This window comes from Phytobacter sp. MRY16-398, from assembly GCF_003925915.1.
GTDB classification, from domain to species: Bacteria; Pseudomonadota; Gammaproteobacteria; order Enterobacterales; family Enterobacteriaceae; genus Phytobacter; species Phytobacter diazotrophicus.
The window spans coordinates 1,233,126-1,255,677 of the sequence record NZ_AP018756.1 but is presented as its reverse complement, the minus strand read 5'-3'; the positions used below and the strand labels follow the sequence as shown (position 1 = coordinate 1,255,677).

Sequence of the window (22,552 nt, the reverse complement as noted above, 5' to 3'; positions counted from 1 at the left end):
TTAACTCACAGGGATGGTTAAAGAAAGCGGGGTGCCGGTATCCGCGACCTGACCTGTCAGACTGACGACCATTCCCCCGTTAAACTGACGTTCCGTGGCGATGGCAGTCAGCGTGACGCGCGGTTCCCATTTCAGCAGTGCCATGTAACAGGCAACCTTAATTTGCAGCTCAAGGGCGGGGGTCTGCGGCTGGTCAATCATCGCCGACAGTAACGAACCGTATTCACGGCGCATCACACGCGACCCCACCGGCGTGCGCAGAATGTCACTCACGCTCTGGCTGATGTGTTCCGCGTCGGTGATTGTCCTGCCGGTGCTGCGGCTCATACCGATATAGCGTGCTGTCATTTGGTGCCCTCCGTCCAGCTCCCGCCCCTTTGCACGCCGCCGTGATCATGGTCATCGACCTGCACGCCGTTCGATGTAAATGTGCCGCCGGTGTGCGAGATGTTGCCGCGCATAGTGCCGCCTTTCTTCACTTCAAGGGTGGCGGTAGTCAGTTTGTTGGTACAGACCACCTCCGGGGTGTCCAGAGTGATACGCTCCGCCGCTTTGACCAGCACCACCGGCACCGTGGCAGTAATAGACTCTGATGCCGTCACGTCAGCGGTTTTTATGCCGCTGACCGTCAGGGCGCTGGTTTTCGGTTCGTACTCAATGACCGCACCATCGGGGAAAGCAACATGCCAGGCGTCCGCCGAGGCAGACGGCGCGGGGTGGTCATCAGAGAAAATGCCCGGCAGCACAAAAGCAGTATCCAGTTCACCGCCCACGGCCAGAACGAGCACCTGCTCACCAATGGACGGAGCCCACCACGTGCGCGAGCGACCGGCCCTGTGTGTCAGCCACTGGAGCCAGTCGGTAACAATGCCGCCGGTCTGCACACGACAGCGCCCGGTGTCAGGGTCGGTTTCGACAATAACGCCGGTGCGAATCATGTTGCGCAGTGCGCGGGTGAGTTCCTGAATAGATGAAAGTGTGTTCATAGCGGAAAGGATGCCGCCGGACAGATCCGGCGGCAATGTGAGGGGGTTTTGTCACAGATGGCACAACTGACCGGAGCTAACCGGCGAGGTGATTAATTATCGCCTCCTCAACTGTTTTCTGGTCAGACGCAGAGAAACCCAACAGGGGGCGATGCGGATAAAGCACGGGCTTACCGCCCGGCCCCGGCTTATCCTTAAGCCCGTACTGGTGAACACGGGCGATGCGTTGCACCTTACCGGTAAATTCCACCGCCGCCTCACTGTCGTTGCCGATGGCCTTCATGTAACGACCGGTGCGAAGTTTCGCGAACATTTCCCGTTTTACCCGTCCCTTTTTTCCCCTGATGGCCTGCGGCTTTCGTGCCTCATACGGCGTGCCATCCGGCGCACGTTGAGATTTAATTCGCTGTTGCTGTTGCTGGCGTAGCGTCCGGGCAATCTCCGCACTCAGACGGCGACGCCCCGCCGGTGACAGCGTGGCAATCAGCGCCGCGATTCTGTTATCAAATGGCGTAAAGATGTCGTCACTCATCCCATTGGCTCACCAGTTCGTCGCGCATATACAGTGCCATGGGGCGCGTCACCGGTTCCGGGGGAGCCGGTTCCGGGATGTTATCAACGTACAGCGCGTCACCGACCTGGCTCACCCGTGTGCGCTCGGTCAGTAACAGGCTGATACTGATATCCATTGAGCTGTCATTGTTGATATCAGCAATCCACGTAAAGCCCTTTTTCCGCCCCTCGTCCGTGGTCATGATGTCGGGCTGTTGCTCACGCAGCCACGCCAGCACCGGCACGAGCAGCAGGTCAATCTCGCCGGTGAAATCCGTCACCACCACATTGAGCGTGTAACGTTTTTCAAAGGACAGAGACGCGGCCAGCGTTGCACCCATGCTGCCACCGTCGATAAACAGGCGCAGCATATCGGGGTTATTGCGCAGCACCGGCACGGCATCAGTCAGGGCTTTTCTCAGGCTGTCGGGTTTCAGCATCTAAATCATCCTGGCATTGTTTGACGGTTTTCACCTGTAGCGCACAACGCTCCAGCGCGCGCTCAAGGTGGCGAATATCAGCGCTTAAATCGCCGTTCGTCTGGGGGTCGCTGCCCGGCATCGGGCACAGACTCACTTTCGGACAGCCGTTGTAAACAATCACCGGCGTCGACGCAGGCGGGGCGGTGGTGCAACCGGCGCACAGCATCAGGAAGGTCAGCGCCATACCAGCGGCGAAATTCGACATTTTCATTCAGTAACCTCGTGATGGTCTTTTCCTGCTCGGCGTCACGTTGCGCGGCAGCGTCCAGTTTCCGGCGCATATCCACCTGCGCCCGCTCGTTTTTATCCGCCCGGTCAGTGGCAACACGGAGCTGATTTTTCAGCATACCGGCCAGTGTCTTTTGCTCACTGGCGACCCGGTTCGCTTTATCAAAGGACGCCTGTAACGTGCTGTTTTCGTGACGCATCCATAACAGCGCCAGCACAGCCAGCGCCAGCAGAATGAACAGTGTTTTCATGCCATCCCCCCGCCTGCGGTTCGCCACACGGTGATCAGGCTGTTAAGCGTGTGCTCACGCTGACCGTAACCGGCCCCCGGCAGCGACGCCCAGACAGTGCAACAGCGTGAAATCGCCCGTTCAATGCGCCCGGCCCGGATATCCTCCAGTGCACCGCGTTCACTGATTAACTGGATAGCGAGCCTGTCCTGTGACAGCGGGCTGAAATCCGGCAGGGAAAGCTGTTTCTGATAGTGCGGCCAGTAGCGGTAAAGTTGCTGATAGCGCCCTGACGCCGTGGACTTCTCGCCGCGACGGTTAAAGACTTTTGCCGCCCGGCCACCGGCGAACGGGTGATCGCGGTAATCACTGAAAATTTCGGGGCGACCATCCAGCCCGGTAACAATCACGTCATAGCCGCGATTTTTCGTCAGCGGGTGCGTTGCCGTTCCTTCTGACCAGGCCAGCATGTCAAGAAAGGCAGCGATATTCGGGTGTGTGCTAATAGCTGGCATCAGTTACCCCCCATGGATTTCAGGCGGCGCTTAATGGCGATTTCGACAAACTGATAGCCTGCGATACCAAGCATGGAGCCAATCCCACACACGGCGGTCAGCGGCATATCGGGAAACTGAACCAGCACCACACCGGCCACCATCGAGACAAAACCACCAAGTAACATACGGCCAATAAACAGGCGCGGCGTAATAGCCTCCCCACCCGCCAGCACTTTTCCGACAACGATCATGACGCCAATCACAAACAGCGACAGGACGCCTTTTTCCCCTTCCGTCATGGTTTACTCCCACAGGTTTATTGTCTGACTGACCGGTGCAGACTGAACGTCAGGCAGGTCAACCGCTGTACCGTGCGGCAGCACGGCACCCCATTCAGCCAGTCCCGGATTCGCGGCAAGCACGGCCTCAAAAACCCCCTGCGTGCGCCCGTAGTGGCGGTCACAGAGGGCGTCAAGCGTGTCGCCCTGTTGTGCGTAAATCCGCATCAGATTTGCCCCACGATACAGCGGGGCCTGTCCTGGATACGCGCCACGGCCCAGCGCATATCCCGCCACAGCTCATCAATCGTGGTATCAATGCTGTCGGCTTTTTTGTCCCCCTTCGCGCTCGCATCCACACCGCGATAACGCTCATAGAGGGTGGCGGTGGTCATGGCACAGACCGCATTCACGTAGTGAAAAACCCGCTCGCTCTCCCCGTCGATTTTTTCCGCCGGGACATCTGCCAGCAGGGCATAACCGGCGGCCATTTGCTGCGCGCGCCAGTCGAACAGCTCCGCGTTGGTTTCAGCCATGCCGGTTTTAATGGCGCGACGCAGCCGGGCCGGTGAAACGGTCTGCTCCAGGCGCATCAGTTCGCGCACGCGCACGGGGTCGATATCGGGAAAGAAGAAGGTGTTTTTAATCACCGGTTCGTCCGTGGCAGGCTGCGGAATAATCACCGTGCGGCCCTGCGGTTGTTCGTGTGCATCAATAATCAGTGTCATCATGACTACCTTTCAAAAGGGGTGGGCGGTGGACGCCGGTCGCAGGGCTGGTGAAACACCGCCATTGACCGGCGTGCCGCCCGGCGCGGGGCGCATTCGGTTAACGGGCAATTTTTCGCGGACGACCGCGTTTAGCAGGCGTCGTACTGCCGGGTTTTCGTGCCCGCGTGGCGGTCTTTTTCTGCGGGGCATCCGGCGCGGGGCGCAGTTCACGCGTCAGGCGCTCAATGTCTTTTTTCACCCCGGCGAGACGGTCAAGTTGCATCGCACGCGCCAGATGGGTGAGCGCGTCAGCAGACCCGCCACCATCACGCAGCACAAAGCCGGTAATTTTGTGCAGTTTCGCGCGTACCGGGTCGGGCATATCGGCGGTATCCGTCAGCGCGATCACGTCCTGCAACAGCGCCACATCGACCGGCTCACCAGCCCCATGGGCGCGCATGGCCGCAAGGGCCGCCTCCTCTGCAAACAGGTACGCCGGGGGGCGCTTGTGTCGGCCCGGCATGGTCAGGCCATAACGCAGGGCGTAGCGGGCAATCTCCAGCGCGCCGGCAATGTCACCGGCATCAAGCCGCCACAACATGACCGTCATCAGGATGTCGTCCTGTGCGCCTTTACCGGCGGCCAGTACGCCACTGACCCACGGCGCATAGAACGGCAACAGCTCGCGCTTTTTCACGGCCTTAAGTTCTGTCGAAAAGATATTTTTTAACGTGCGTTGGTCTGCGGCCAGCTTGACCAGCATCTGCTCATAAGCAGTGGCATGGCGCAGCGGGTTTTCCTCCCGCTGCGCGGTGGTCTGGGCCGAGACCCGCATCATGTGACGCTGTGCGGGACTCGACATGGGTTATTCTCCGCCACCAACAGCCGGGGCAAATTTGCCGACACGGATGTTTTCCACCAGGCAACCGGCGGCGTAGTCTTCCACCACATAATCAATGTTCATTGATTCGTAGTTTTCCACACGGTCGCGCTTCGCATTTTCGTCGATATTTCGGCGGTGGCTCTCGTCCATAAAATAAATGGACAGGTTATCCAGACGGGTGATCAGCATGGCGTCAGCCGGGAAAAACGGCACGCGTACCGCCGGTAAGTTACCGATACGCTTCTGGCTGACAATGACATCAGCGGCCAGCATTTCGGTATTGGCCTGCGTCTGGTTCACGAGCGGGAAGTATTTATCGGCCAGCAACTGACGACCGACAATCACCACTAAATCGGGGTCTTCCTGATACCACGGCGCAATCAGGTTATTGGTCGCATCCATCACCACGGCATCGAGATTTGCATAATCCCCGAACTCACCCACGCGGATCACATCTGACTTCACAGCACCGGTGTCATCAGTGATATTTTTCATCACCCGTGCTGGCGCTTCATTGCGGTATTTCTGCAACCAGCCCACGGCAACATCTTCCAGCATCGGGTTAGCCGCACGATCGGAAGTCGCCGCACGCTTCACGCCGTTAAAGCCTGCCATGATGAAATCCAGCCCCTGACGCTTGATGATGGCGTTGCGGATACGTAGCTGGAAATCCTGAAAACGCGCCCACAGGTCAAGGGTCTTGTAACGGATATGAAAATCGAAGTTGATTTGATCACATTCGTATTTGTTGGACTCCAGTTGCGTAAAGTCCTGGGTCTGGCGCTCGTTGCCGCCTGCGGTGTCGGTGGTGCTGGCAATGGAGCCGGTGACACCCACGCCGACCTTTTCCCCCTTGAGTTCATTCACCGGCACAACGTTGATGCGGGTCAGAAAGTCGGACGACTCCTGCACCGTGTCCATCAGCGTCTGCGTGACCGACGGGTTAACGCTGAACTTCTTGGAAATGTCGCCAACGTCGATGCCGTTCAGTTCAGCGATACGGGACAGATAGGCATTAAATTTAAAGCGGGTTTCCGGACGCATATTTTTTCCTGAATAAAGTTAATCGGGTTTACTCACAAGCCGGGCGCTGCGGGTCAGCAGTTCGTCAGACCGGCATCACCACCGCCGCCGGTGCTCAGTTCGCGGCGCGGCTGGCGCGGGTTTTCGGTGTTATCCAGTGAGGTTTTGAGCCGGGTAAACTGCTCGCGGGTTTCGCCGGTCTGGCGGGTCACGTCCTCCTTAAGAGCGGAAAACGCCGCTTCCAGCGAGGAAAAACGCGCTTCGGCGTTGTCGTGACTGGTCTGGACGTGCCCGGCAATCGTGGTCACGGCTTCATGCACATCAGCAAAGCGGGCGTCATCGCTGGCCTGTTTACGGCTGAAAATGCCCTTTACAGTGTCAGTCAGCTTTGCGAGCACGCTTTCAGGCTGGTCTTCAAACTCCAGCGCGGCGAGGGTGGCGACGGAAATCAGATTTTCCGGGCTGGCCTTGAAGCGGTTAAGCGGATTGGTTTTTGCGGTACGGCAGAACTCCAGATATTCCGTACCGAGGCTGGCCGGGTCATCAGTGACCGCCAGACCGACCAGATAGCACTTACCGGTATTGGCAAAATTCGGCTGAATTTCCATGGACGTGTAAACTTTCTGGCCCTTGCCGACCATCTCAACCAGGTTGTCGAGCGGCGCAATTTTGCCGAACAGCGCCCACTTGCCGTTCAGCACGGAATCGTCCTCAATCTTTTCGGCTTTCAGCTCAATCACATCGCCGTAACGGTTGAATGCGCCGTCAGGGTAAATGCCGCGCAGGTGTTCCAGATTGATGCGGCAGCCGTAGACGCGGGGGTCAAACGCTGCGGCCATTTCCTGTATATCCGTGGCGCTGATAACGCGACCATCGCAGGTGTCGCCCTCTACGCCGATACGGAAGAATTTTGAAACTTTTTTTGCCATCGTCAGGAGTCCTGATTGTTGGTGAAGGTTCACGGTTTTGTCGGGACTTAGTTTCCCGACACCGCGCCCCCGTCGCCATCAAACCCGGATGGCTTACCCCTGACACAACAGCGCCTTAGCGAATCACTGGCCGCGCTTAAGTAGCCTTGCCATGAATCCATTGAGGCGAGGCATTCATGACCATCACCACTGACACCACGCTGTTACATGACCCGCGACGGCAGGCCGCCCTTCTGTACTGGCAGGGGTTTTCCGTGCCACAAATCGCGGAGATGTTGCAGACCAAACGCCCGACCGTTCAGAGCTGGAAGCAGCGCGACGAATGGGATTTAACCGCGCCGATTAACCGGGTGGAGAGCACCCTGGAGGCCCGGCTTATCCAGCTTTATGCAAAGCCGGAATTAACCGCGCATGACTTTAAAGTCGCGGATTTTTTATCGCGTCAGATGGAACGGCTCGCCAGAGTCAATCGCTACAGCCAGACCGGTAATGAGGCCGATTTAAATCCGAACGTGGCGAACCGCAACAAAGGGGAACGTAAGAAGCCGAAAAAGAATTTTTTCAGCGATGAGGCTGTCGAAAAACTGGAGGAAATTTTCTTCGGTCAATCCTTTGAATACCAGCTCAACTGGCACCGGGCAGGGCTGGCGCACCGCATCCGTAATATCCTGAAATCGCGCCAGATTGGCGCAACCTTTTACTTTGCCCGCGAGGCGCTGTTACGCGCCCTGAAAACCGGTCATAACCAGATATTTTTATCCGCCAGTAAGACCCAGGCGCACGTATTCAGAAAATACATTATCGCGTTTGCCCGTCTGGTTGACGTTGACCTGACCGGCGACCCGATTGTCATCGGCAATAACGGCGCGGAGCTGATTTTCCTTGGCACCAACTCCAACACCGCGCAGAGCCATAACGGCGACCTGTATGTCGATGAGATTTTCTGGATACCCAACTTCCAGCGCCTGCGTAAAGTCGCCTCCGGCATGGCCTCGCAAAAGCACCTGCGCACCACCTATTTTTCCACACCGTCCTCCCTCGGTCATGGCGCGTATCCCTTCTGGTCTGGCGAGCTGTTCAATAAGGGCCGTACCAGCGCCAGCGAACGCGTGGACATTGATATCTCACACACGGCGCTCGCCGGTGGTGTCCTTTGCGCGGACGGACAGTGGCGGCAGATTGTCACCATTGAGGACGCACTGGCGCGCGGCTGCACCCTGTTTGACCTGGACACGCTGAAACAGGAAAACAGCGCGGATGATTTCCGCAACCTGTTTATGTGCGAGTTTGTGGATGACAAAGCGTCAGTGTTCCCGTTTGAGGAGCTGCAACGCTGCATGGTCGACAGCCTGGAAGAGTGGGAAGACTTCGCGCCGTTTGCAGACCGGCCTTTCGGGCAGCGTACCGTCTGGATTGGTTACGACCCCTCACACCGGGGCGACAGTGCCGGGTGCGTGGTCATTGCGCCCCCGCTTGTCAGCGGCGGCAAGTTCCGCATTCTGGAGCGTCACCAGTGGAAGGGCATGGATTTTGCCACCCAGGCAAATTCCATTCGCGCGCTTACCGAAAAATACCACGTCGAGTACATCGCGATTGACGCGACCGGCATCGGCCAGGGGGTGTATCAGCTTGTGCGCTCGTTTTACCCGGCAGCACGAGAAATCCGTTACACGCCGGAAGTCAAAACCGCCATGGTGCTGAAAGCCAAAGACACCATCGCGCGCGGGTGCCTGGAATACGACGTTTCCGCTACCGACATCACACAGTCGTTTATGTCAATCCGTAAAACCATGACCGGCAGCGGACGCAGCGCCACCTATGAGGCCAGCCGTACCGAGGAAGCCAGCCACGCGGATTTAGCCTGGGCGACCATGCACGTACTGATTAACGAACCGCTCAGCGCCGGAAGCGGCATGGCGGCCACATCCATTCTGGAGTTTAACTGATGAGCAGAAAAAAACAGCGCGCCGCACAGCCGGTCAACACCACCGCACAGACTATGGAAGCATTCAGCTTCGGCGAACCCTCGCCGGTACTCGACCGCCGGGATATTCTGGATTATGTGGAGTGCATCAGTAATGGCAAATGGTACGAGCCGCCGGTCAGTTTTACCGGTCTGGCAAAAAGCCTGCGTGCCGCGGTGCATCACAGCTCCCCCATCTACGTGAAACGTAATATTCTGACCTCGACCTTTGTCCCTCACCCGCTGTTGTCACAGCAGGATTTCAGCCGTTTTGTGCTGGATTTTCTGGTGTTCGGCAATGCGTTTTTAGAAAAGCGCATGAGCACCACGGGCCGCGTGATGAAGCTGGAAACCTCCCCGGCCAAATACACCCGGCGTGGCGTGGAGGACGGCGCTTACTGGTGGGTGCCGTCATTTATTCAGCCGCACGCCTTTGAGACTGGTTCCGTTTTTCACCTGATGGAGCCGGACATTAACCAGGAGATTTACGGGATGCCGGAATACCTCAGCGCGCTGAATTCGGCCTGGCTGAATGAATCGGCGACCCTGTACCGGCGCAAGTATTACCAGAACGGCGCGCACGCCGGTTACATCATGTACGTGACCGACGCCGCACAGAGCAGCACCGACGTGGAGGCGATGCGCGATGCCATGCGCAACTCAAAAGGCCTGGGTAATTTCAAGAATTTATTTTTCTACGCGCCGAGCGGAAAACCGGACGGGATTAAAATCATTCCACTCAGCGAAGTGGCGACAAAGGATGATTTTTTTAATATCAAGAAAGTCAGCGAGAGCGACCTGTTAAGCGCGCACCGCGTACCACCGCAACTGATGGGGATGATGCCGAACAATACCGGCGGATTCGGGGATGTGGTGAAAGCCGCACAGGTGTTCGTCCGCAATGAGTTGTGCCCGTTGCAAAGCAGGCTAGGCGAGATAAATGATTGGCTAGGTATGGATATTATCAAGTTTAAAAATTACTTGCTTGAGATAGATAATAAATAATAACACAGGTATGAATTGGCAAGTTACTTTACAGCGTCAAGCCTAATTGCACAGGTAGTTCCGTGCTTAGCATAAATATCATTCTCAAAATAAAAAGCTCGCTAAGTTAGCGAGCTTTTTATTTGTGTGCTGATGAAAAATAGGCGTACCAGTAAATATCAATCGTATATTCTCTTAAAGCCATTTTTCAGCTTCAAAGTTTCGGCAGCAGCAGTATCTTTTGGTATGAATTGGTTGATGTAAGACTTTATACTACCAACATCTATTTTTTTTAATTGAGTCGGCTGTGTTACTTTTTCTCCAGCCTTAACACCGGATACTTTTTTCTTAATCATTAAACCAAGCGCACTAACACTACCCATATCGAGGTTGATAATATTATAATGCTTTGATTTAACATCAGAAATCAAAGAATCCCCATCTTCTTGGTCTATAGACAAACCACAAAACTCGAGTTCCTCATCACTCAAAATAATATAATCTATTGGTGAAAGACTACCTCCATTAGTTGCTAATGTAGCAATAATTTTTTTATCATCATCACTAGCGAGGAGTTCACTATCGATTTTCCAGATAGATAATGTGTTATTTGAAGTTTTACAGCAATTCGTAACACCATCCGTCCCAAGAGCATTGGCGGCTATATTTGAGCCAACTGGATTCCTCCAATCCCATTTAGCTTTTACTACTTTTCTAATGTAAATAGCCATCATTAACTCACTTTTCTACATAATGTGTAAGATTGTTAATAACCTTTTCTTTATAGTCGTTAAGAAAATCATAATCAAAATTTCTGATTTTCTGTGCTATATCCAAAGCATCCTTATCTTTCCCATATTTATCTAAAAGAGATAGAGCCCCCTCTGCCGCACTTATATCTTGGTGAGATAGAAACATTTGAACAACGGTAAGGGCAATATTTTCAATATCTGATTCCTCTAAAGACATTAAAAGAGCAAAGAACTTCTCAATAATATCGCTCTCTGATGTAAATACCTTTCTTGTTGCCATATTGATGAAAGCCATTTGGGCTTCGGATTTATTTTTTCTGAAAATATTTTCCACTACATACTTTAATTCTGGAGTATCTCCATAACCAAAATCTTCTGATAAGAGCATTTTATACACAGATGACATAATGCTATCTAAGTCATCATTTTTTTTAGATTTAACTTCTGCTGTGCTATTATCTAAAAATTCAAAAAAAGTATTAATACTGGTAGTGGTGGTATTGTTTTTACTTTCATTATCATTTGAATAATATGAAACTAAATAATTCCACACTACATTATTTTTATTTAAGTACGAATCCACATTCGTACTTTTATCTTGAATCCAATTATGCTTTGCATTTAAATTAATCATAACCCACCTCAACCTAACAGGTGTTCTAGATTTTTTCTTGCTTTATCAGTAAGATGAAAAATAATATCTCTTGATATATTAAACCTATCAGTAGTTTTTTCCGGAGCTGTATTGACATCTAATTGGACAATAACTGCGTCAAAGTTTTCAGTTGGGTTAATTGTATTCGTAACAGGACCACGACTTATGGTAGCTACAACATTCAGTACTTCAGACTCATACTGTTCTTTTTTAGCTCTTCTTACATTCCATTCAAAAAAGTCATTATGTGCACCATCAGCAAAGAATTTACTGTACATCCTCTCGCTATTCTCATACGTAACACGCTCGACTGACGTTACAATTGAAGCCAGACGCCAAACTTTAATGTTTGAATTAATTTTAGAAAGTGCATTTATTATAAAATCTAATCTGGCGAAAACTTCCTCTTCTTTCGGCTTATAGTCGCGATACAACATATTAATATTCACTGACTCAGATGAAAATAATACTGCGACACCATCAAACTCATTAATCCCCACTATTCTAATAACTTTCCTAAGTCCATGAGGAGATATTTCATCTGCGTAGCTAGGCAAAAATTTATTCTCAAAAGCCATCATTATAGGCGATATACTTACCGGAGCATTGTCAATGAACTGCCCTCGAGTAAAGTAGCTAAACTGGAACTCAAACATTAAAAAACTCCTTTTTGTTTATTCATCATATAGTTCTCAAAATCACTATGACCCACATATGTAGATCCAACATGTTATGCTAGTTTATACCATAACTTGATGGCGGGGCGAGACGATAGTTGTGATTCCCGCATCAGATTAGGCTTCTATACGATTGAGCAATCATGTTAAGGCCTGCCAAAGGCTTCTCAAAGAAGCCATTAAGGATTTATCTTGCTCGATGCCGCATTTCAGATTTGATTGTATAGTATGTGCAAAAACAGTCATTTCAAGTCCAAGCTTGTGCATATAACAGATGATAGCCAAGGTACTTTGGCGTTTTATGTTGCGAGTCAATTTATGATTCTGGATTACCATTACCATTGACAAAACATCATACTCTGCGCGCAATGCTATCCCCGCCTCGCCTGCCCGCTTTATGTGCCGCTTTTAATGCAGATGCATATCCGCACCGGATCCCCGCCAGTGCTGGCGGCACACAGCCTTAACGAGCGGCCCAAACAAATGCAAAACCATGCACCTGATGCATGCACAGCTAAAAATGGAGAAATCGCGGGAAAATGACTTAAAAAAAACCGGCATACAGGGTGCCGGTTTGAGCCTGGTTTAAACGTTAATCTGATAACATCAGCGCCGTAGCTAACGCCTCGCCCTGCTCGTTGTTCAACCCCGCGGGCGGTAAAAAACAAGTTTTTATCACCCGCGACGTTATCTAATTTAACCAGCTATCGTCTTCCCAGACATGCTGCATGATTTCCATTACCTGCTTTTTATCTTCATCCAGCTTTACTCCGCTCAACTCAATGCCGTTGGCACTACCCTTGCGGATACGAATGACCGTTTTTGGGTACAGTGGGCGCAAATTTCGGTAAAGCTCGTATTCGAGAGTATCAATCGTTGTCTGGTTAATCTTCTGCTCTTTATCGATCATTATTTCAATGCGCATAGAGATTTTCCTAACTGATAACGTCCATGGTTTTGCTGTATTCGTGATTACGAATTTTTGCCATCAGTTCATCGGTCAATTCAGACACCCACTGGATAGCCATCCTCTTTTCTTCGTCGCTGCACTCACTAGCCGCTACAAGCTTGATAAAAAAATCAATGCGCTGGAGCTTCAACGACTCCAAAAAATAATCCTGCATCATTCCTCCTTTCAACTGCATACAAAACCAAATACTGTATGCATATACACTGTTTATAAATACAGTATACGAGCTATTTCAGAATGTAAAATGTTTTTTCTTTCTCAGAATTATCATATTGATATGAATGAGCCACGATCAGGAATCATAACGTTGCGGCATCAGTACCACTGACGCCATTTATCATCCTCCTGTAACCATCCATTTCTGTAAAAAATGCGTAGTCCCGCACCAGAAGGAATACTGCCGCCGCACAGAAGCAAATCAATCTCCCGTCCGCTGCCATCAAATCCTCTGGACGTTAGTTCCGCCTCAAGTTGCAGGCGCTGATGCTGTGAAATGTTCTGTTTGTATGCTTTTTTCCGCTTCGGTTTTACCAGCCTCAGCCGGGCTGTAAGCTCGCGCCGCTCTTTCTGGCTCATACTGTGCAGGTATTCGTGTAGTTCTGCCTTATCCATGGTTTGAATTTCGGGTAAATCTCCCCCTGCCTGGATCAAATTTTCAACAGGGGGACAGTTATTGCCACGAGTCCAAGGGGCGCAAGCGCCCTGGTCGGCTGTCGCCTCCTGAACGTCAACGGCTTTGCGAACCATTTTCCACTTAACTGCATGAGTACAAATCCGGCCCTCTGCAATCGGCGACCAGATGCCATAAATTCGGGTACTGTGATCGCCGTAGGCGCTCGGTTCCTCGTTAAGCTCGTATGCCGTTCTGACTAAGTGGTGTTTACGTGGAACCAGCACGCCACCCTGTTTCATAATGTAGGTAGCAAAACAGCCCACATCAGCAGCAGCCAGCACCGCATCGAGACGCGGGTTATCCAGTACCGGCGCACCGGCTTTGCTACCGTCCTGTCGCCTTTCTGCCTGCCCTGCCAGTAAACGTAATTCGCGGTACGCCTGACGCCCCGGAATACCAAAAAATCGGAATTGCTGGACACGGTGCAGTGACGCCCAGGCGCTGACATGCTCCGCGTTATCTCGCAGCGATTTTCCGGTTTCCTTACTGATTTCATTAGCCAGCCCGCGCCCGTCAATATTCTTGCTGATGTATTTGGCAATGTAGCTGGTCGGTGTTCCCTTACGCGGATTGATAAGCTCGGACTTGAAGCGCGGCCCCGTATTGTTACCCAGTTCCTCGCGGTCTTCGCGGATAGCGAATTTTCGCAACAATGCGGTGACAGAGCGGCGGTCTTTTTTGCGCATAAAGCACAACAGGTGCCAGTGCACAGTGCCGTCATGGTGTGGCTCTGCAACGCGCACGCCATACCAGCGAAGACCGGCTTTATGCATGGCTTTGCGGAATGCGGCAAACGTATCAACCAGATAATCACTACTCTGTCGTACAGTCGCGCTGGTCCACTTCGGATTGGGCCTGCCATTACTGAGGGTCGCATGGAAGCGAGACGGGCAAGTGATGGTGTAAAATACCGCACTGTCCCCGCGCATTTCGGCAATAAGTTCCAGCCCTTTTACGCACGCCATCATTTCATTGCGACGGTGTGCCGGATTGCTGGCGCTGGCATTAATGACATCCTCCATATCCAGCGTGTCACCGTCTTCATTAACCAGCTCATGCGAGCGAAAGAACTCCAGCGATTTGCGGCGCTGTTCGCGTTTGTGGATCACAGCTTCATAGCTGACATACGGGGACGCTTTCTTGTTGACCAGGCAGACGGCGCGCAACTGCTCCTCCCGCCATTCACAGCGCATTCTCCACAACTTGCGATACCACCAGTCAGCACACAGCATTCGGGCCAGTGAACCGGGTATAAGGTCATAGGAAACAGGTTTGCGACGGTGTTTCTTTCGGCGCAATTGCTCAAATGCAGGCGGAACAACCTCAAGGCGCATGACTTCTGCGGCCACCCTTTCCCACACCTTGCGGATTTCTTCTGGTTTTACGTCATCAGTGACAAAAAGATCACCGCTGGCCGCATCGAGACACATGCTCATATGTGCCGCAACGAGGGTAGACAGGCGTTTAACCTGCTCTTGATTCATTTCAGGCAGCATCAGTAATCCGTCCAGCCCGTCATGGCTCGCCATGAACCGGAAAGAAGAAGACACCTGGCTTTCGCGTGTACGCTCCAGCCGCTCAAGGCATGGCCTGATAGTATCGTGCAGATAGCGGGAATAAGCTTTCGGCCTGCCGAGACCGTGGAAAAACTTAATCCGCTCCAGCATGGGCTTGCTGATATGGGAAGGGGCAGCGCTTACATCGGCCAGAATGACCAGATCGGGATCAAAACTTTGTTGTTCACGTGCCATTCTGGCACGACTGATAAGCCTGTCCTGCTCCATATCGCGATAGACAGGATCACGGGATTCGTTAAAGAAATAGCGCTCCCAGACCTCATCACTCAGCGCTTCACGGCGCAGCTTCTCATGCTCATTATCAGCAGCGTAAAGAGTGATCAGGTTTGAAAGTGCAGACTCCGGCGCAACGTCCGCCGGGGCAAAATAAGGGTTAATTGCTTTTTTCGGGGTATTCCAGGAAAAAGCCCCGGCGGCTTCATCTGAGCCGCCGGTGGTTTGTACATGAAGGGATATGAATTTACTGGCCGTCACGCCATGACTCCGGCAATAACAGAACGGTCAGAACCAGTGGCAAAATCAACACCGAAGAAGCCTACCGACTTCGTGGCAATAATTTCCTCTGCCGATTTACCTTCACCGGCGGCAACGCCCAGACTACGCGGTGCCGTGATACAGTGGCGCTTGAAATTGCGATAAAGCGAACGGGTTAACGAGGTGTCGCTATTGGAAACGACAACCGGGTAACCTTCTGACGACCGGCGTTCCAGAATTGACGCCAGATGATACTGGTCATCTTCTGTAAAACCAGCAGCGTGATAACCGTTAAATGTCCCGTCATAAGGTGGATCGCAATAAATCACGTCACCATCTTTCAGCATTGCCAGTGTTTCATCATAGCTGGCACAGATAAACGTTGCGTACCGTGCCTTTTCTGCAAAAGCACGGATTTCTTTTTCAGGGAAATACGGTTTTTTATAATTACCAAATGGAACATTAAATTTCCCAATTTGGTTATAACGACACAGACCACGATAGCAGTGGCGATTGAGATATATAAAATAACCTGCTCTCCATGCAGAGTTCAGCGACTGGCTATAATTAAACTCCTCACGAATAAGGTAATACATTTCTGCATTATTATTGCAGGCAAAAAGCCCCCTTGAGATATCGATCACCCAATCACTATTATCTTGTAACTGCCTGTATAAATTAATCAGATCAGGGTTAATGTCTGCAACAAGATATGCAGGATAATTCGTTGCCATCATTACGGCACAGGAACCCGCGAACGGTTCTACCAGACGCAATCCAGCGTCGGGGAGGTGCTCTAACAGCTCATGCATGATAGCGGTTTTATTGCCCGCCCATTTCAGAATGGTGCTCATACGGCACCCTCGTTGTAATGTTTGCCTTTTAGCTCTGCGACTTCCTGACAGGTGACACAGCACTGCACGCCGGGAATAACGTAACGGCGTACAGGTGGGATTGGTGCTTCGCATTCAATGCAAAACATACGGGAAGCGCCCGGCACTTTTGCACGGGCTGCATTAATATGGCGTTGGCGCTCCTCTTCAACGCGCTGTTGTACGATGTCCATTGCGTCGGCCATTAATGTATCTCCGCCGCTTCGTTCTGAATGTTTTCAGCAACAGTGCGCAGCAGCTCTGCCGCCTCAACATGGTTAAGCTGGCGGGAAGAAATATGGCAAGCCAGACTATCAAGACGGGCCGCCATTACTTCCACGCGCGCCCGACGTTCTTCCATGCGTACCTCGGTAAACAACTGGTTAAGCCCTGCATCATCTGGGCCGCTTTTGGTGAATCGGGTTTCAATATTTCGCATCGTTCTTTCTCCTGAATTTGGGCAAAGGAATGCCCGGCGGGTTACGCCTTTAATCTCTGTTGTTGGTTAATTCGGCATTGCTAGCCGAGTTGGAAATAAACTCACCACTGTACGGAAATGGTTCATTGCTTTAATCAGCTCCCGCTTTTCGTCAGTCGTCAGCTCACTAATATTGACGCTATGACGTTCCGCCGGAATCTTTGCCATAAAGAATATTGCGGCAAGTGCGCGTTTATTCTGCTCATGGTTAATATCCCGTTGGCTCCGCATATCGCTAATAAATCGCTCCAGCTCTGAATCAATATTTAAGCCAAACACTTTCGCCCTTAATTCCGCGATGTGATTTAACCCATTAAGGCGGAGACCAGCGTTTAGCGGAACAGTCGCAGCATCGCCTTCAATAGCCATGGTTTCCCCTGCTTTGTAGTGGAGAGTCCTGCCAGCAGCGCATCTTGCGAGCGGCATGGATGCCAGCGCTTGCCATCCTCACCCATAATCCAGCCGTTACCGTAGTGCATTGCCGGACTTTGCTTAACGAGTAGTGATGCGAAAGATGGTTCATTTTCCAACATAGCCACCTCACATAAGGCCGAATGAAGCACCGATACCGCTCATGGTATCAACCGTGCTTGCCATAGCCGGGTTAGCCTGGAGTCGGGCCTGCAATGCGAGAGCTGACAACGAAAGCATGCGGATACCAGCATTAACGCTTTCAATCATGTTGCTTCTGCGGGCCGGGGTCAGACGCTCATCAGAGACCGCACCGCTCGCCAGTTCGCCAAGCTCCCCCATGGCGCGCATGACATAGGACTGCAATTTGTCTTTTGCCAGTTCATTGACTGGTACGCATGGCAGGCAATGAATCTGAGCCAGAAAACCATCAACGAGGGTTGAGTCTTCGGTCAGGTCAGTCAACGCCCATATCTCGCGGGGCGTTAACTGGTGTGGCGAATCAGGGGTGAGCTTATTACGCAAAGTTTGAGGTTTAATACCTGCCAGCTTAGCCAAAGCGGTGATGTCGTGTCGTTTAGCGAATGCCCGGCAGGCTTCGTCAAAGTGAGGATGTTTAGAAACGCGAAAATCAAACATGCTGGCCTCGAAAAAAGTTCTCATAATTGAACTTGCTAACCGACAACAACGTTGTAATTGAAAGCTGAATGCTCCATGTTCTTACGTGCCTGCTCTTGCTTGTACTTGAGATACAGGATGAATACACGACCTTTATTTTTTTCTTTCTTTTCAATGTAGTTAGCAAGTTTTCCGTTGTGAATCATTTGATAAACGGAGCCACGGGAATACCCCTCCCACTCAGCGAATTCGGCTGGCGTTGCTATCACTTTTGGTACACGAATTGAAATGTCGGTGCTCATAGTGCAGTATCTCTTCGTTTAGGTTTGTTTTACGTCGTTTTATATCACTTTACAGGATTCCCATTTAGGGAGTTAGTTGATACTACGATCACTTAAAGTGATCGTCAATGGAGTATTTAATGATAAACATCCAAGCAGGTCCCAATACGGGAGGTCGCGAAGCGATTGAAAGATTGCTAAAAGCGTATGGATTCACTACTAAACAAGCTCTTGCCGATCACTTGAAAATTTCAAAAAGCACTATGGCAAACAGAAACTTACGCGATAGCTTTCCTGCGGAATGGGTTATTCAGTGCGCTCTTGAAACAGGCGTATCTTTGTTATGGTTAGCGACAGGGCAAGGAGAAATGTTCTCCTCGCAGGACCGTGATAAAAATCCCGTAAACGAATCCACGATCACACTTCGCCCGCTTTCAAAGATTGTGGCGCCAGGACTCAAGCAGGTTGAGTTAAAAAACGGCGAGTTAATAACAGAAGGTGAGATTTTGCTTGATAGTAGCCTGCTAGATGCGGAGCCAAGCGATTCATTATTCATCAAAACTCAAGCTGACTGCTTTGTTGTAGATACCTCAGTAAAACAAATCAGCAATGGATATTGGCTCGTAGATATTGATGGGGTTAAAAGCATTGTCAAAATAGGCCGCATTCCTGGTAACAGAATCGTTGTCCATCAAGATGAATCCTCTTTTGAATGTTCAGTGGATGATATTGAAGCCATCGGACGTGCCGTCAAAGTGATCAAGAGCCTTTAGTTTATGACCATACGAAAACAGCCAAACGGAAAATGGTTGTGCGAGTGCTACCCTAGCGGTCGCGATGGAAAGCGCGTGCGAAAACAGTTTGCGACGAAAGGCGAGGCAATAGCGTTCGAAAACTTCACAATGGATGAAGTGAACAAAAAGCCATGGTTAGGTGAAAAGGAGGATCGGCGACAATTGTCAGAAGTGATTGAACAATGGCATTCACTTTACGGGCAAACCCTTGCAGACCCCAAGCGCCTAATGGCAAAACTCAGCATTATTTGTAATGGCCTCGGCGATCCCATAGCCTCCGAGCTAACCGCTGGCGATTTTACAAAATACCGTGAAGCGCGTCTAAAAGGTGAAGTAAAAAATGAAGATGGTGTGCTTATGTCGCCAGTTAAGCCCCGCACGGTAAACCTTGAACAACGCAACCTATCATCGGTTTTTGGCACGCTGAAAAAACTGGGCCACTGGTCAGCCCCCAATCCACTCGCCGGGCTACCAACATTTAAGATCGCGGAGGGTGAACTGGCGTTTCTGGCCCCGGAAGAGATTAAGCGCCTGTTAGATGCCTGCGCAGATTCTCAAAGCCCCAGCCTGCTGATGATTGCAAAAATTTGCCTTGCAACTGGTGCGCGCTGGAGTGAAGCCGAAAATCTGCAAGGCCACCAGTTATCAAAATACCGTATCACCTACACCAAGACCAAAGGCAAGAAAAACCGAACCGTTCCCATATCACAAGAGCTGTATGACGAACTCCCGAAGAACCGGGGAAAGTTGTTCACGCCATGTAGAAAAGCGTTTGAACGTGCTGTCACGCGGGCTGGTATCGATTTACCTGAGGGCCAATGTACCCATGTGTTGCGCCACACATTCGCCAGTCATTTTATGATGAATGGCGGAAACATACTGGTACTGCGCGATATTCTGGGCCATGCAGATATAAAAATGACGATGGTTTACGCCCACTTTGCGCCCGACCATCTGGAAGATGCAGTCACAAAAAACCCGCTTCACAATCTCAACTGGAACCGCTAATTTGTGGCGGCACTTTGGCGGCAAAGACTTAAAACCACATAAAACCCGACAGATACGAAAAACAATAAGATGATGATTTAAAAAGTAAATATATGTTTTTTCTACTATAAAAATGGTATGTAGGAATTTCGGACGCGGGTTCAACTCCCGCCAGCTCCACCAAAATTCTCCATCGGTGATTACCAGAGTCATCCGATGAAGTCCTGAGAGCCCGCACGGCGCAAGCCCTGCGGGCTTTTTTGTACCCTGAATTTGTCCGTTGAAGTCCAATGGCAACTAAATGATTCCGAACTGACCAGCCCCGGTATTGTCTACCCTTGCCCAAAAACTGTACGAAAAACAGGTACCCCTACCAGCGGCATATGGCAATTTAGTAGTGCAGTGTCAGTCTCCTCAACGGAGCTTGCTGTATCTGCTGTTCCATTATTTGGTGCATTGAGTACTTCCGACAATGATCTTCTGGAAGCGCTGGCGCGCCGCTGCGACAAAGCTTTGTAAAGTGCTACACCAGCAGGCTGAAATAGCTTTCTCAATGAAGCCAAAAGCGCAGGTAACGAGGCAGAATAAACTGTAGAAAAAGTATGGCGCTGCAATTAAATTCCAGTACCGAACTTGAGTGAATAACATTATCGAGCGCCAGAAAAATGAAGGACGCAGCGAGCCAATAAAAACCGCTTTATCCCGGCAGCCAGATGATAAACGTCGCGCTTTCATAGCCTCGAACTTAAAGGAAACTCTTGAATGCACGATAGTTGGCAGCCTGGATTTGAGCAATAAAAATCAGCAAGTTACCTTTTATCTGAGATGGATTTATTTTTAAATACAATTTAAGATCCCAGGAGTTTTTATTAATCGGACATTCATATGAAACAATTACAGACTTTCGGGGGGCTAAAACTAATAGCCAGCCTCTCGGTTACTCTTCTTCTTTCATCTTGCACGGCTGGTCAATTTTTTCCATCCCAAACCCTTTCCCGGTTCCATATCATCAAGAACGACGATTATAAGCAGCGCCCGGGATGGAATGCGATTGTTCGCCTGGGTATCGAGGACTGTGAAACGTACCGAAAAGGTGGCAATAGCCTGTTAAAGTGGGATGACACAACATGTAACGAACAGAATATCATCAAAGCCGTTAACGCTAATCTTTCGTTCATTCCTGTTTTCTATGCTGCATACCATGAGTACGGTGGCCCGAATGTTGGACAACTATCTTCACTTGAGGATGATGAAGAAAAGCGAGTTGATATTTATGCATACTTGAAAAATTTGGCTGAAGCCTTAGAGAACAAATACAGAGTCGATGTCATTTACATTGATTATCAAAAAGATTACTGGAATATGGGGCTTGGCAAAGTTAGCGAAACTGATTTTTATCAGAGTATTTCTGCATTCAGTGCTAAAAAAGACCAGTTCGATGAAAAGTACCAAAAAGAGTTTAATGCCTTTGAGGAACAGTACAGCGCGAGAAACGAAGCAAACAAGGAACGTGAAAAAGAAGCATATATTGCCTCCGAAAGAACTATTTATCCTTCCCCGTGGATAGACCCAACACCAGATCAAAAAAAGATAGTGGATGCGTTACGCACTGTTAAGTTTACCGCTCGTGACAATGGTATGGTGTATGCCAACGGTCGCAGTTTTATATCCATTAACGGGCTGAGTTATTTAAGAAACAGTCTTGATATGAGCATGGCATCATGTTCTGACATGGGCGCATACTACGGCAAGAAAGTGTTAAGCAGGGCATGTGTTCAGGGGCTTGCAAAAGAGATTGTCGAGTGGGGGAAAACTGCCAGGGATCGTAAAATTTCAGATAATGCATGGAACACAGCAGCAATGGATAGCATCATTGACTACACACCGGTTAAGTATGAAATATTGTTCTCGGATTGGGCGGGAATGGCCCGTGTCTATTCTGCTCGTGGGTATTAACTATTAAACAGGATTGAGAACGCAGATTTGAGCCATGACAATAGCATTAGCCCGCGAAAGTGCGGGCTTTGTTTTGTCCGGCATTACAGCGGTGGCATCTTGTCACCTGCCTCACTCCGCGTCGGGACAATTCACATAGAATTTCATACATGGCTAAATTAGCCTCTCTGTGTACTCGCACGCGTTTGTCATGCAAAAATGTTGAGATGCAAGTGCGAAATCTGATCATTGCCGGGCAGATAGTTTCCTTCTCTGCCCCTCTTCGAACATCGTCCTGAAAATGTGGCAAAACAGAGTGACCGTACATTTTTCATGTCAAAGGAAAAACATGGACAGTGGCCTGGCTGGACAGAAGAAGACGTCACCCGACTCGCAATGAAGTTCATGGCCAGGAAATCGACCATTATTGATCGCGTTGTTCCGGCCCGCTTGCTATTAAAACAGCGTCGGAAGCACATTCAATATGAGCTAAACAGACTTCTTGTCGAGCTGGATAAATGCACTTAGCAAAAAGCGTGAAGAGAAGACAACCTGCAGTTGGTATTTCTTAAAGCGCTATTTCACACGCTTAGCTTGCCGCTTATCAAGTACAACACACCTTCCTGACGCAACGGGCTGACCTGGACAAACGG

At 50.5% G+C, this 22,552-nt stretch carries 30 protein-coding genes, 1 pseudogene and 1 other annotated feature; of the genes and pseudogenes, 5 read left to right on the top strand and 26 right to left on the bottom strand.

What is annotated here, in order from left to right; genetic code table 11:
- The 13 genes and pseudogenes from MRY16398_RS06070 to MRY16398_RS06015 all read right to left on the bottom strand — a co-directional run bounded on the left by MRY16398_RS06070 (window position 1) and on the right by MRY16398_RS06015 (window position 6,798).
- Entirely contained in the window at window positions 1-348 is a 348-nt protein-coding gene (locus MRY16398_RS06070; RefSeq protein WP_125123992.1) for a GPW/gp25 family protein, read from the bottom strand.
- On the bottom strand, window positions 345-986 hold the full coding sequence (locus MRY16398_RS06065) for a phage baseplate assembly protein V (RefSeq protein WP_125123991.1): 642 nt from the start codon (window positions 984-986) through the stop codon (window positions 345-347). Before MRY16398_RS06065 ends, MRY16398_RS06070 begins: the two co-directional genes overlap by 4 nt.
- Window positions 987-1,062: 76 nt before the next feature.
- Window positions 1,063-1,518, bottom strand: coding sequence for a phage virion morphogenesis protein (locus tag MRY16398_RS06060; protein WP_085005815.1), 456 nt, complete (start codon window positions 1,516-1,518; stop codon window positions 1,063-1,065).
- Entirely contained in the window at window positions 1,511-1,978 is a 468-nt protein-coding gene (locus tag MRY16398_RS06055) for a phage tail protein (RefSeq protein WP_125123990.1), read from the bottom strand. Before MRY16398_RS06055 ends, MRY16398_RS06060 begins: the two co-directional genes overlap by 8 nt.
- On the bottom strand, window positions 1,941-2,231 hold the full coding sequence (gene lysC / locus MRY16398_RS30860; protein WP_232034382.1) for an Rz1-like lysis system protein LysC: 291 nt from the start codon (window positions 2,229-2,231) through the stop codon (window positions 1,941-1,943). The genes MRY16398_RS06055 and lysC overlap by 38 nt, the downstream gene beginning before the upstream one ends.
- Window positions 2,152-2,448: pseudogene (gene lysB, locus MRY16398_RS06050) on the bottom strand (Rz-like lysis system protein LysB); the annotation flags it as partial. The gene lysC and the pseudogene lysB, both read right to left, overlap by 80 nt.
- A 47-nt stretch (window positions 2,449-2,495) precedes the next feature.
- Window positions 2,496-2,993, bottom strand: coding sequence for a glycoside hydrolase family 24 protein (locus MRY16398_RS06045; protein WP_039078139.1), 498 nt, complete (start codon window positions 2,991-2,993; stop codon window positions 2,496-2,498).
- A complete protein-coding gene (locus MRY16398_RS06040) occupies window positions 2,993-3,274 on the bottom strand; it encodes a phage holin family protein (RefSeq protein ID WP_039078140.1) in 282 nt (93 codons plus the stop codon). Before MRY16398_RS06040 ends, MRY16398_RS06045 begins: the two co-directional genes overlap by 1 nt.
- A 3-nt stretch (window positions 3,275-3,277) precedes the next feature.
- Complete coding sequence (locus MRY16398_RS06035; protein WP_125123988.1) at window positions 3,278-3,481, bottom strand: tail protein X; 204 nt, start codon at window positions 3,479-3,481, stop codon at window positions 3,278-3,280.
- Window positions 3,481-3,984, bottom strand: coding sequence for a head completion/stabilization protein (locus tag MRY16398_RS06030; protein WP_125123987.1), 504 nt, complete (start codon window positions 3,982-3,984; stop codon window positions 3,481-3,483). Before MRY16398_RS06030 ends, MRY16398_RS06035 begins: the two co-directional genes overlap by 1 nt.
- Window positions 3,985-4,081: 97 nt before the next feature.
- Window positions 4,082-4,825 (bottom strand): phage terminase small subunit, encoded by a 744-nt coding sequence (locus MRY16398_RS06025; protein ID WP_125123986.1) that lies wholly within the window; start codon window positions 4,823-4,825, stop codon window positions 4,082-4,084.
- Between the two features lie 3 nt (window positions 4,826-4,828).
- On the bottom strand, window positions 4,829-5,890 hold the full coding sequence (locus MRY16398_RS06020; RefSeq protein WP_110296615.1) for a phage major capsid protein, P2 family: 1,062 nt from the start codon (window positions 5,888-5,890) through the stop codon (window positions 4,829-4,831).
- A 53-nt stretch (window positions 5,891-5,943) separates the two neighbouring features.
- Window positions 5,944-6,798 (bottom strand): GPO family capsid scaffolding protein, encoded by an 855-nt coding sequence (locus MRY16398_RS06015; RefSeq protein ID WP_110296616.1) that lies wholly within the window; start codon window positions 6,796-6,798, stop codon window positions 5,944-5,946.
- Between the two features lie 176 nt (window positions 6,799-6,974).
- Here MRY16398_RS06015 and MRY16398_RS06010 point away from each other — a divergent pair, with 176 nt between their 5' ends.
- Both MRY16398_RS06010 and MRY16398_RS06005 read left to right on the top strand, forming a co-directional pair.
- Window positions 6,975-8,744 carry a terminase ATPase subunit family protein gene (locus MRY16398_RS06010; RefSeq protein ID WP_125123985.1) on the top strand — a complete coding sequence of 590 codons (1,770 nt, stop codon included), beginning with the start codon at window positions 6,975-6,977 and terminating at the stop codon, window positions 8,742-8,744.
- Window positions 8,744-9,766, top strand: coding sequence for a phage portal protein (locus MRY16398_RS06005; protein WP_125123984.1), 1,023 nt, complete (start codon window positions 8,744-8,746; stop codon window positions 9,764-9,766). Before MRY16398_RS06010 ends, MRY16398_RS06005 begins: the two co-directional genes overlap by 1 nt.
- Before the next feature lie 88 nt (window positions 9,767-9,854).
- Window positions 9,855-9,923 (bottom strand) — a sequence feature (Trp leader region).
- A 1-nt stretch (window position 9,924) separates the two neighbouring features.
- Here the strand turns inward: MRY16398_RS06005 and MRY16398_RS06000 are convergent.
- From MRY16398_RS06000 to MRY16398_RS05940, 13 genes are all read right to left on the bottom strand, one after another.
- On the bottom strand, window positions 9,925-10,479 hold the full coding sequence (locus tag MRY16398_RS06000; RefSeq protein ID WP_125123983.1) for a hypothetical protein: 555 nt from the start codon (window positions 10,477-10,479) through the stop codon (window positions 9,925-9,927).
- A 4-nt stretch (window positions 10,480-10,483) separates the two neighbouring features.
- Window positions 10,484-11,131 (bottom strand): hypothetical protein, encoded by a 648-nt coding sequence (locus MRY16398_RS05995; RefSeq protein ID WP_125123982.1) that lies wholly within the window; start codon window positions 11,129-11,131, stop codon window positions 10,484-10,486.
- Between the two features lie 8 nt (window positions 11,132-11,139).
- A complete protein-coding gene (locus MRY16398_RS05990) occupies window positions 11,140-11,808 on the bottom strand; it encodes a hypothetical protein (protein ID WP_125123981.1) in 669 nt (222 codons plus the stop codon).
- A gap of 712 nt (window positions 11,809-12,520) precedes the next feature.
- Entirely contained in the window at window positions 12,521-12,754 is a 234-nt protein-coding gene (locus MRY16398_RS05985) for a DinI-like family protein (protein WP_125123980.1), read from the bottom strand.
- A 10-nt stretch (window positions 12,755-12,764) separates the two neighbouring features.
- Window positions 12,765-12,953, bottom strand: a complete 189-nt coding sequence (locus MRY16398_RS05980; protein ID WP_125125633.1) for a hypothetical protein — start codon at window positions 12,951-12,953, stop codon at window positions 12,765-12,767.
- Between the two features lie 161 nt (window positions 12,954-13,114).
- On the bottom strand, window positions 13,115-15,523 hold the full coding sequence (locus MRY16398_RS05975; protein ID WP_125123979.1) for a replication endonuclease: 2,409 nt from the start codon (window positions 15,521-15,523) through the stop codon (window positions 13,115-13,117).
- The gene (locus tag MRY16398_RS05970; protein WP_125123978.1) at window positions 15,520-16,377 is read right to left on the bottom strand and encodes a DNA adenine methylase; all 858 of its coding nucleotides are present in this window, start codon (window positions 16,375-16,377) and stop codon (window positions 15,520-15,522) included. Before MRY16398_RS05970 ends, MRY16398_RS05975 begins: the two co-directional genes overlap by 4 nt.
- On the bottom strand, window positions 16,374-16,601 hold the full coding sequence (locus MRY16398_RS05965) for a TraR/DksA family transcriptional regulator (RefSeq protein ID WP_125123977.1): 228 nt from the start codon (window positions 16,599-16,601) through the stop codon (window positions 16,374-16,376). The genes MRY16398_RS05970 and MRY16398_RS05965 overlap by 4 nt, the downstream gene beginning before the upstream one ends.
- The gene (locus MRY16398_RS05960; RefSeq protein ID WP_125123976.1) at window positions 16,601-16,834 is read right to left on the bottom strand and encodes a DUF2732 family protein; all 234 of its coding nucleotides are present in this window, start codon (window positions 16,832-16,834) and stop codon (window positions 16,601-16,603) included. The genes MRY16398_RS05965 and MRY16398_RS05960 overlap by 1 nt, the downstream gene beginning before the upstream one ends.
- 66 nt (window positions 16,835-16,900) lie before the next feature.
- Window positions 16,901-17,242, bottom strand: coding sequence for a DUF5347 family protein (locus MRY16398_RS05955; RefSeq protein ID WP_125123975.1), 342 nt, complete (start codon window positions 17,240-17,242; stop codon window positions 16,901-16,903).
- Window positions 17,206-17,406, bottom strand: coding sequence for a phage filamentation protein Fil family protein (locus MRY16398_RS05950; RefSeq protein ID WP_125123974.1), 201 nt, complete (start codon window positions 17,404-17,406; stop codon window positions 17,206-17,208). The genes MRY16398_RS05955 and MRY16398_RS05950 overlap by 37 nt, the downstream gene beginning before the upstream one ends.
- A 7-nt stretch (window positions 17,407-17,413) precedes the next feature.
- Entirely contained in the window at window positions 17,414-17,923 is a 510-nt protein-coding gene (locus tag MRY16398_RS05945) for a phage regulatory CII family protein (RefSeq protein WP_125125632.1), read from the bottom strand.
- A gap of 35 nt (window positions 17,924-17,958) precedes the next feature.
- Window positions 17,959-18,204, bottom strand: coding sequence for a Rha family transcriptional regulator (locus tag MRY16398_RS05940; protein ID WP_125123973.1), 246 nt, complete (start codon window positions 18,202-18,204; stop codon window positions 17,959-17,961).
- A gap of 119 nt (window positions 18,205-18,323) precedes the next feature.
- On the opposite strand from MRY16398_RS05940, the gene MRY16398_RS05935 reads away from it, so the two are divergent.
- From MRY16398_RS05935 to MRY16398_RS05925, 3 genes are all read left to right on the top strand, one after another.
- Window positions 18,324-18,956, top strand: a complete 633-nt coding sequence (locus MRY16398_RS05935) for a phage repressor protein CI (RefSeq protein WP_125123972.1) — start codon at window positions 18,324-18,326, stop codon at window positions 18,954-18,956.
- A 3-nt stretch (window positions 18,957-18,959) separates the two neighbouring features.
- Window positions 18,960-19,985: a site-specific integrase gene (locus tag MRY16398_RS05930; protein ID WP_125123971.1), complete on the top strand. Its 1,026-nt coding sequence runs from the start codon at window positions 18,960-18,962 to the stop codon at window positions 19,983-19,985.
- An 864-nt stretch (window positions 19,986-20,849) separates the two neighbouring features.
- The gene (locus MRY16398_RS05925) at window positions 20,850-21,920 is read left to right on the top strand and encodes a hypothetical protein (RefSeq protein WP_052249201.1); all 1,071 of its coding nucleotides are present in this window, start codon (window positions 20,850-20,852) and stop codon (window positions 21,918-21,920) included.
- Window positions 21,921-22,552: the final 632 nt, after the last annotated feature.

What these genes read in the sequence shown, in the direction of transcription:
- MRY16398_RS06070 (WP_125123992.1), bottom strand. Translation starts at nt 348, where the DNA reads ATGACAGCACGCTATATCGGTATGAGCCGCAGCACCGGCAGGACAATC.
- MRY16398_RS06065 (WP_125123991.1), bottom strand. Translation starts at nt 986, where the DNA reads ATGAACACACTTTCATCTATTCAGGAACTCACCCGCGCACTGCGCAAC.
- MRY16398_RS06060 (WP_085005815.1), bottom strand. Translation starts at nt 1,518, where the DNA reads ATGAGTGACGACATCTTTACGCCATTTGATAACAGAATCGCGGCGCTG.
- MRY16398_RS06055 (WP_125123990.1), bottom strand. Translation starts at nt 1,978, where the DNA reads ATGCTGAAACCCGACAGCCTGAGAAAAGCCCTGACTGATGCCGTGCCG.
- lysC (WP_232034382.1), bottom strand. Translation starts at nt 2,231, where the DNA reads ATGAAAATGTCGAATTTCGCCGCTGGTATGGCGCTGACCTTCCTGATG.
- MRY16398_RS06045 (WP_039078139.1), bottom strand. Translation starts at nt 2,993, where the DNA reads ATGCCAGCTATTAGCACACACCCGAATATCGCTGCCTTTCTTGACATG.
- MRY16398_RS06040 (WP_039078140.1), bottom strand. Translation starts at nt 3,274, where the DNA reads ATGACGGAAGGGGAAAAAGGCGTCCTGTCGCTGTTTGTGATTGGCGTC.
- MRY16398_RS06035 (WP_125123988.1), bottom strand. Translation starts at nt 3,481, where the DNA reads ATGCGGATTTACGCACAACAGGGCGACACGCTTGACGCCCTCTGTGAC.
- MRY16398_RS06030 (WP_125123987.1), bottom strand. Translation starts at nt 3,984, where the DNA reads ATGATGACACTGATTATTGATGCACACGAACAACCGCAGGGCCGCACG.
- MRY16398_RS06025 (WP_125123986.1), bottom strand. Translation starts at nt 4,825, where the DNA reads ATGTCGAGTCCCGCACAGCGTCACATGATGCGGGTCTCGGCCCAGACC.
- MRY16398_RS06020 (WP_110296615.1), bottom strand. Translation starts at nt 5,890, where the DNA reads ATGCGTCCGGAAACCCGCTTTAAATTTAATGCCTATCTGTCCCGTATC.
- MRY16398_RS06015 (WP_110296616.1), bottom strand. Translation starts at nt 6,798, where the DNA reads ATGGCAAAAAAAGTTTCAAAATTCTTCCGTATCGGCGTAGAGGGCGAC.
- MRY16398_RS06010 (WP_125123985.1), top strand. Translation starts at nt 6,975, where the DNA reads ATGACCATCACCACTGACACCACGCTGTTACATGACCCGCGACGGCAG.
- MRY16398_RS06005 (WP_125123984.1), top strand. Translation starts at nt 8,744, where the DNA reads ATGAGCAGAAAAAAACAGCGCGCCGCACAGCCGGTCAACACCACCGCA.
- MRY16398_RS06000 (WP_125123983.1), bottom strand. Translation starts at nt 10,479, where the DNA reads ATGATGGCTATTTACATTAGAAAAGTAGTAAAAGCTAAATGGGATTGG.
- MRY16398_RS05995 (WP_125123982.1), bottom strand. Translation starts at nt 11,131, where the DNA reads ATGATTAATTTAAATGCAAAGCATAATTGGATTCAAGATAAAAGTACG.
- MRY16398_RS05990 (WP_125123981.1), bottom strand. Translation starts at nt 11,808, where the DNA reads ATGTTTGAGTTCCAGTTTAGCTACTTTACTCGAGGGCAGTTCATTGAC.
- MRY16398_RS05985 (WP_125123980.1), bottom strand. Translation starts at nt 12,754, where the DNA reads ATGCGCATTGAAATAATGATCGATAAAGAGCAGAAGATTAACCAGACA.
- MRY16398_RS05980 (WP_125125633.1), bottom strand. Translation starts at nt 12,953, where the DNA reads ATGCAGGATTATTTTTTGGAGTCGTTGAAGCTCCAGCGCATTGATTTT.
- MRY16398_RS05970 (WP_125123978.1), bottom strand. Translation starts at nt 16,377, where the DNA reads ATGAGCACCATTCTGAAATGGGCGGGCAATAAAACCGCTATCATGCAT.
- MRY16398_RS05965 (WP_125123977.1), bottom strand. Translation starts at nt 16,601, where the DNA reads ATGGCCGACGCAATGGACATCGTACAACAGCGCGTTGAAGAGGAGCGC.
- MRY16398_RS05960 (WP_125123976.1), bottom strand. Translation starts at nt 16,834, where the DNA reads ATGCGAAATATTGAAACCCGATTCACCAAAAGCGGCCCAGATGATGCA.
- MRY16398_RS05955 (WP_125123975.1), bottom strand. Translation starts at nt 17,242, where the DNA reads ATGGCTATTGAAGGCGATGCTGCGACTGTTCCGCTAAACGCTGGTCTC.
- MRY16398_RS05950 (WP_125123974.1), bottom strand. Translation starts at nt 17,406, where the DNA reads ATGTTGGAAAATGAACCATCTTTCGCATCACTACTCGTTAAGCAAAGT.
- MRY16398_RS05945 (WP_125125632.1), bottom strand. Translation starts at nt 17,923, where the DNA reads ATGTTTGATTTTCGCGTTTCTAAACATCCTCACTTTGACGAAGCCTGC.
- MRY16398_RS05940 (WP_125123973.1), bottom strand. Translation starts at nt 18,204, where the DNA reads ATGAGCACCGACATTTCAATTCGTGTACCAAAAGTGATAGCAACGCCA.
- MRY16398_RS05935 (WP_125123972.1), top strand. Translation starts at nt 18,324, where the DNA reads ATGATAAACATCCAAGCAGGTCCCAATACGGGAGGTCGCGAAGCGATT.
- MRY16398_RS05930 (WP_125123971.1), top strand. Translation starts at nt 18,960, where the DNA reads ATGACCATACGAAAACAGCCAAACGGAAAATGGTTGTGCGAGTGCTAC.
- MRY16398_RS05925 (WP_052249201.1), top strand. Translation starts at nt 20,850, where the DNA reads ATGAAACAATTACAGACTTTCGGGGGGCTAAAACTAATAGCCAGCCTC.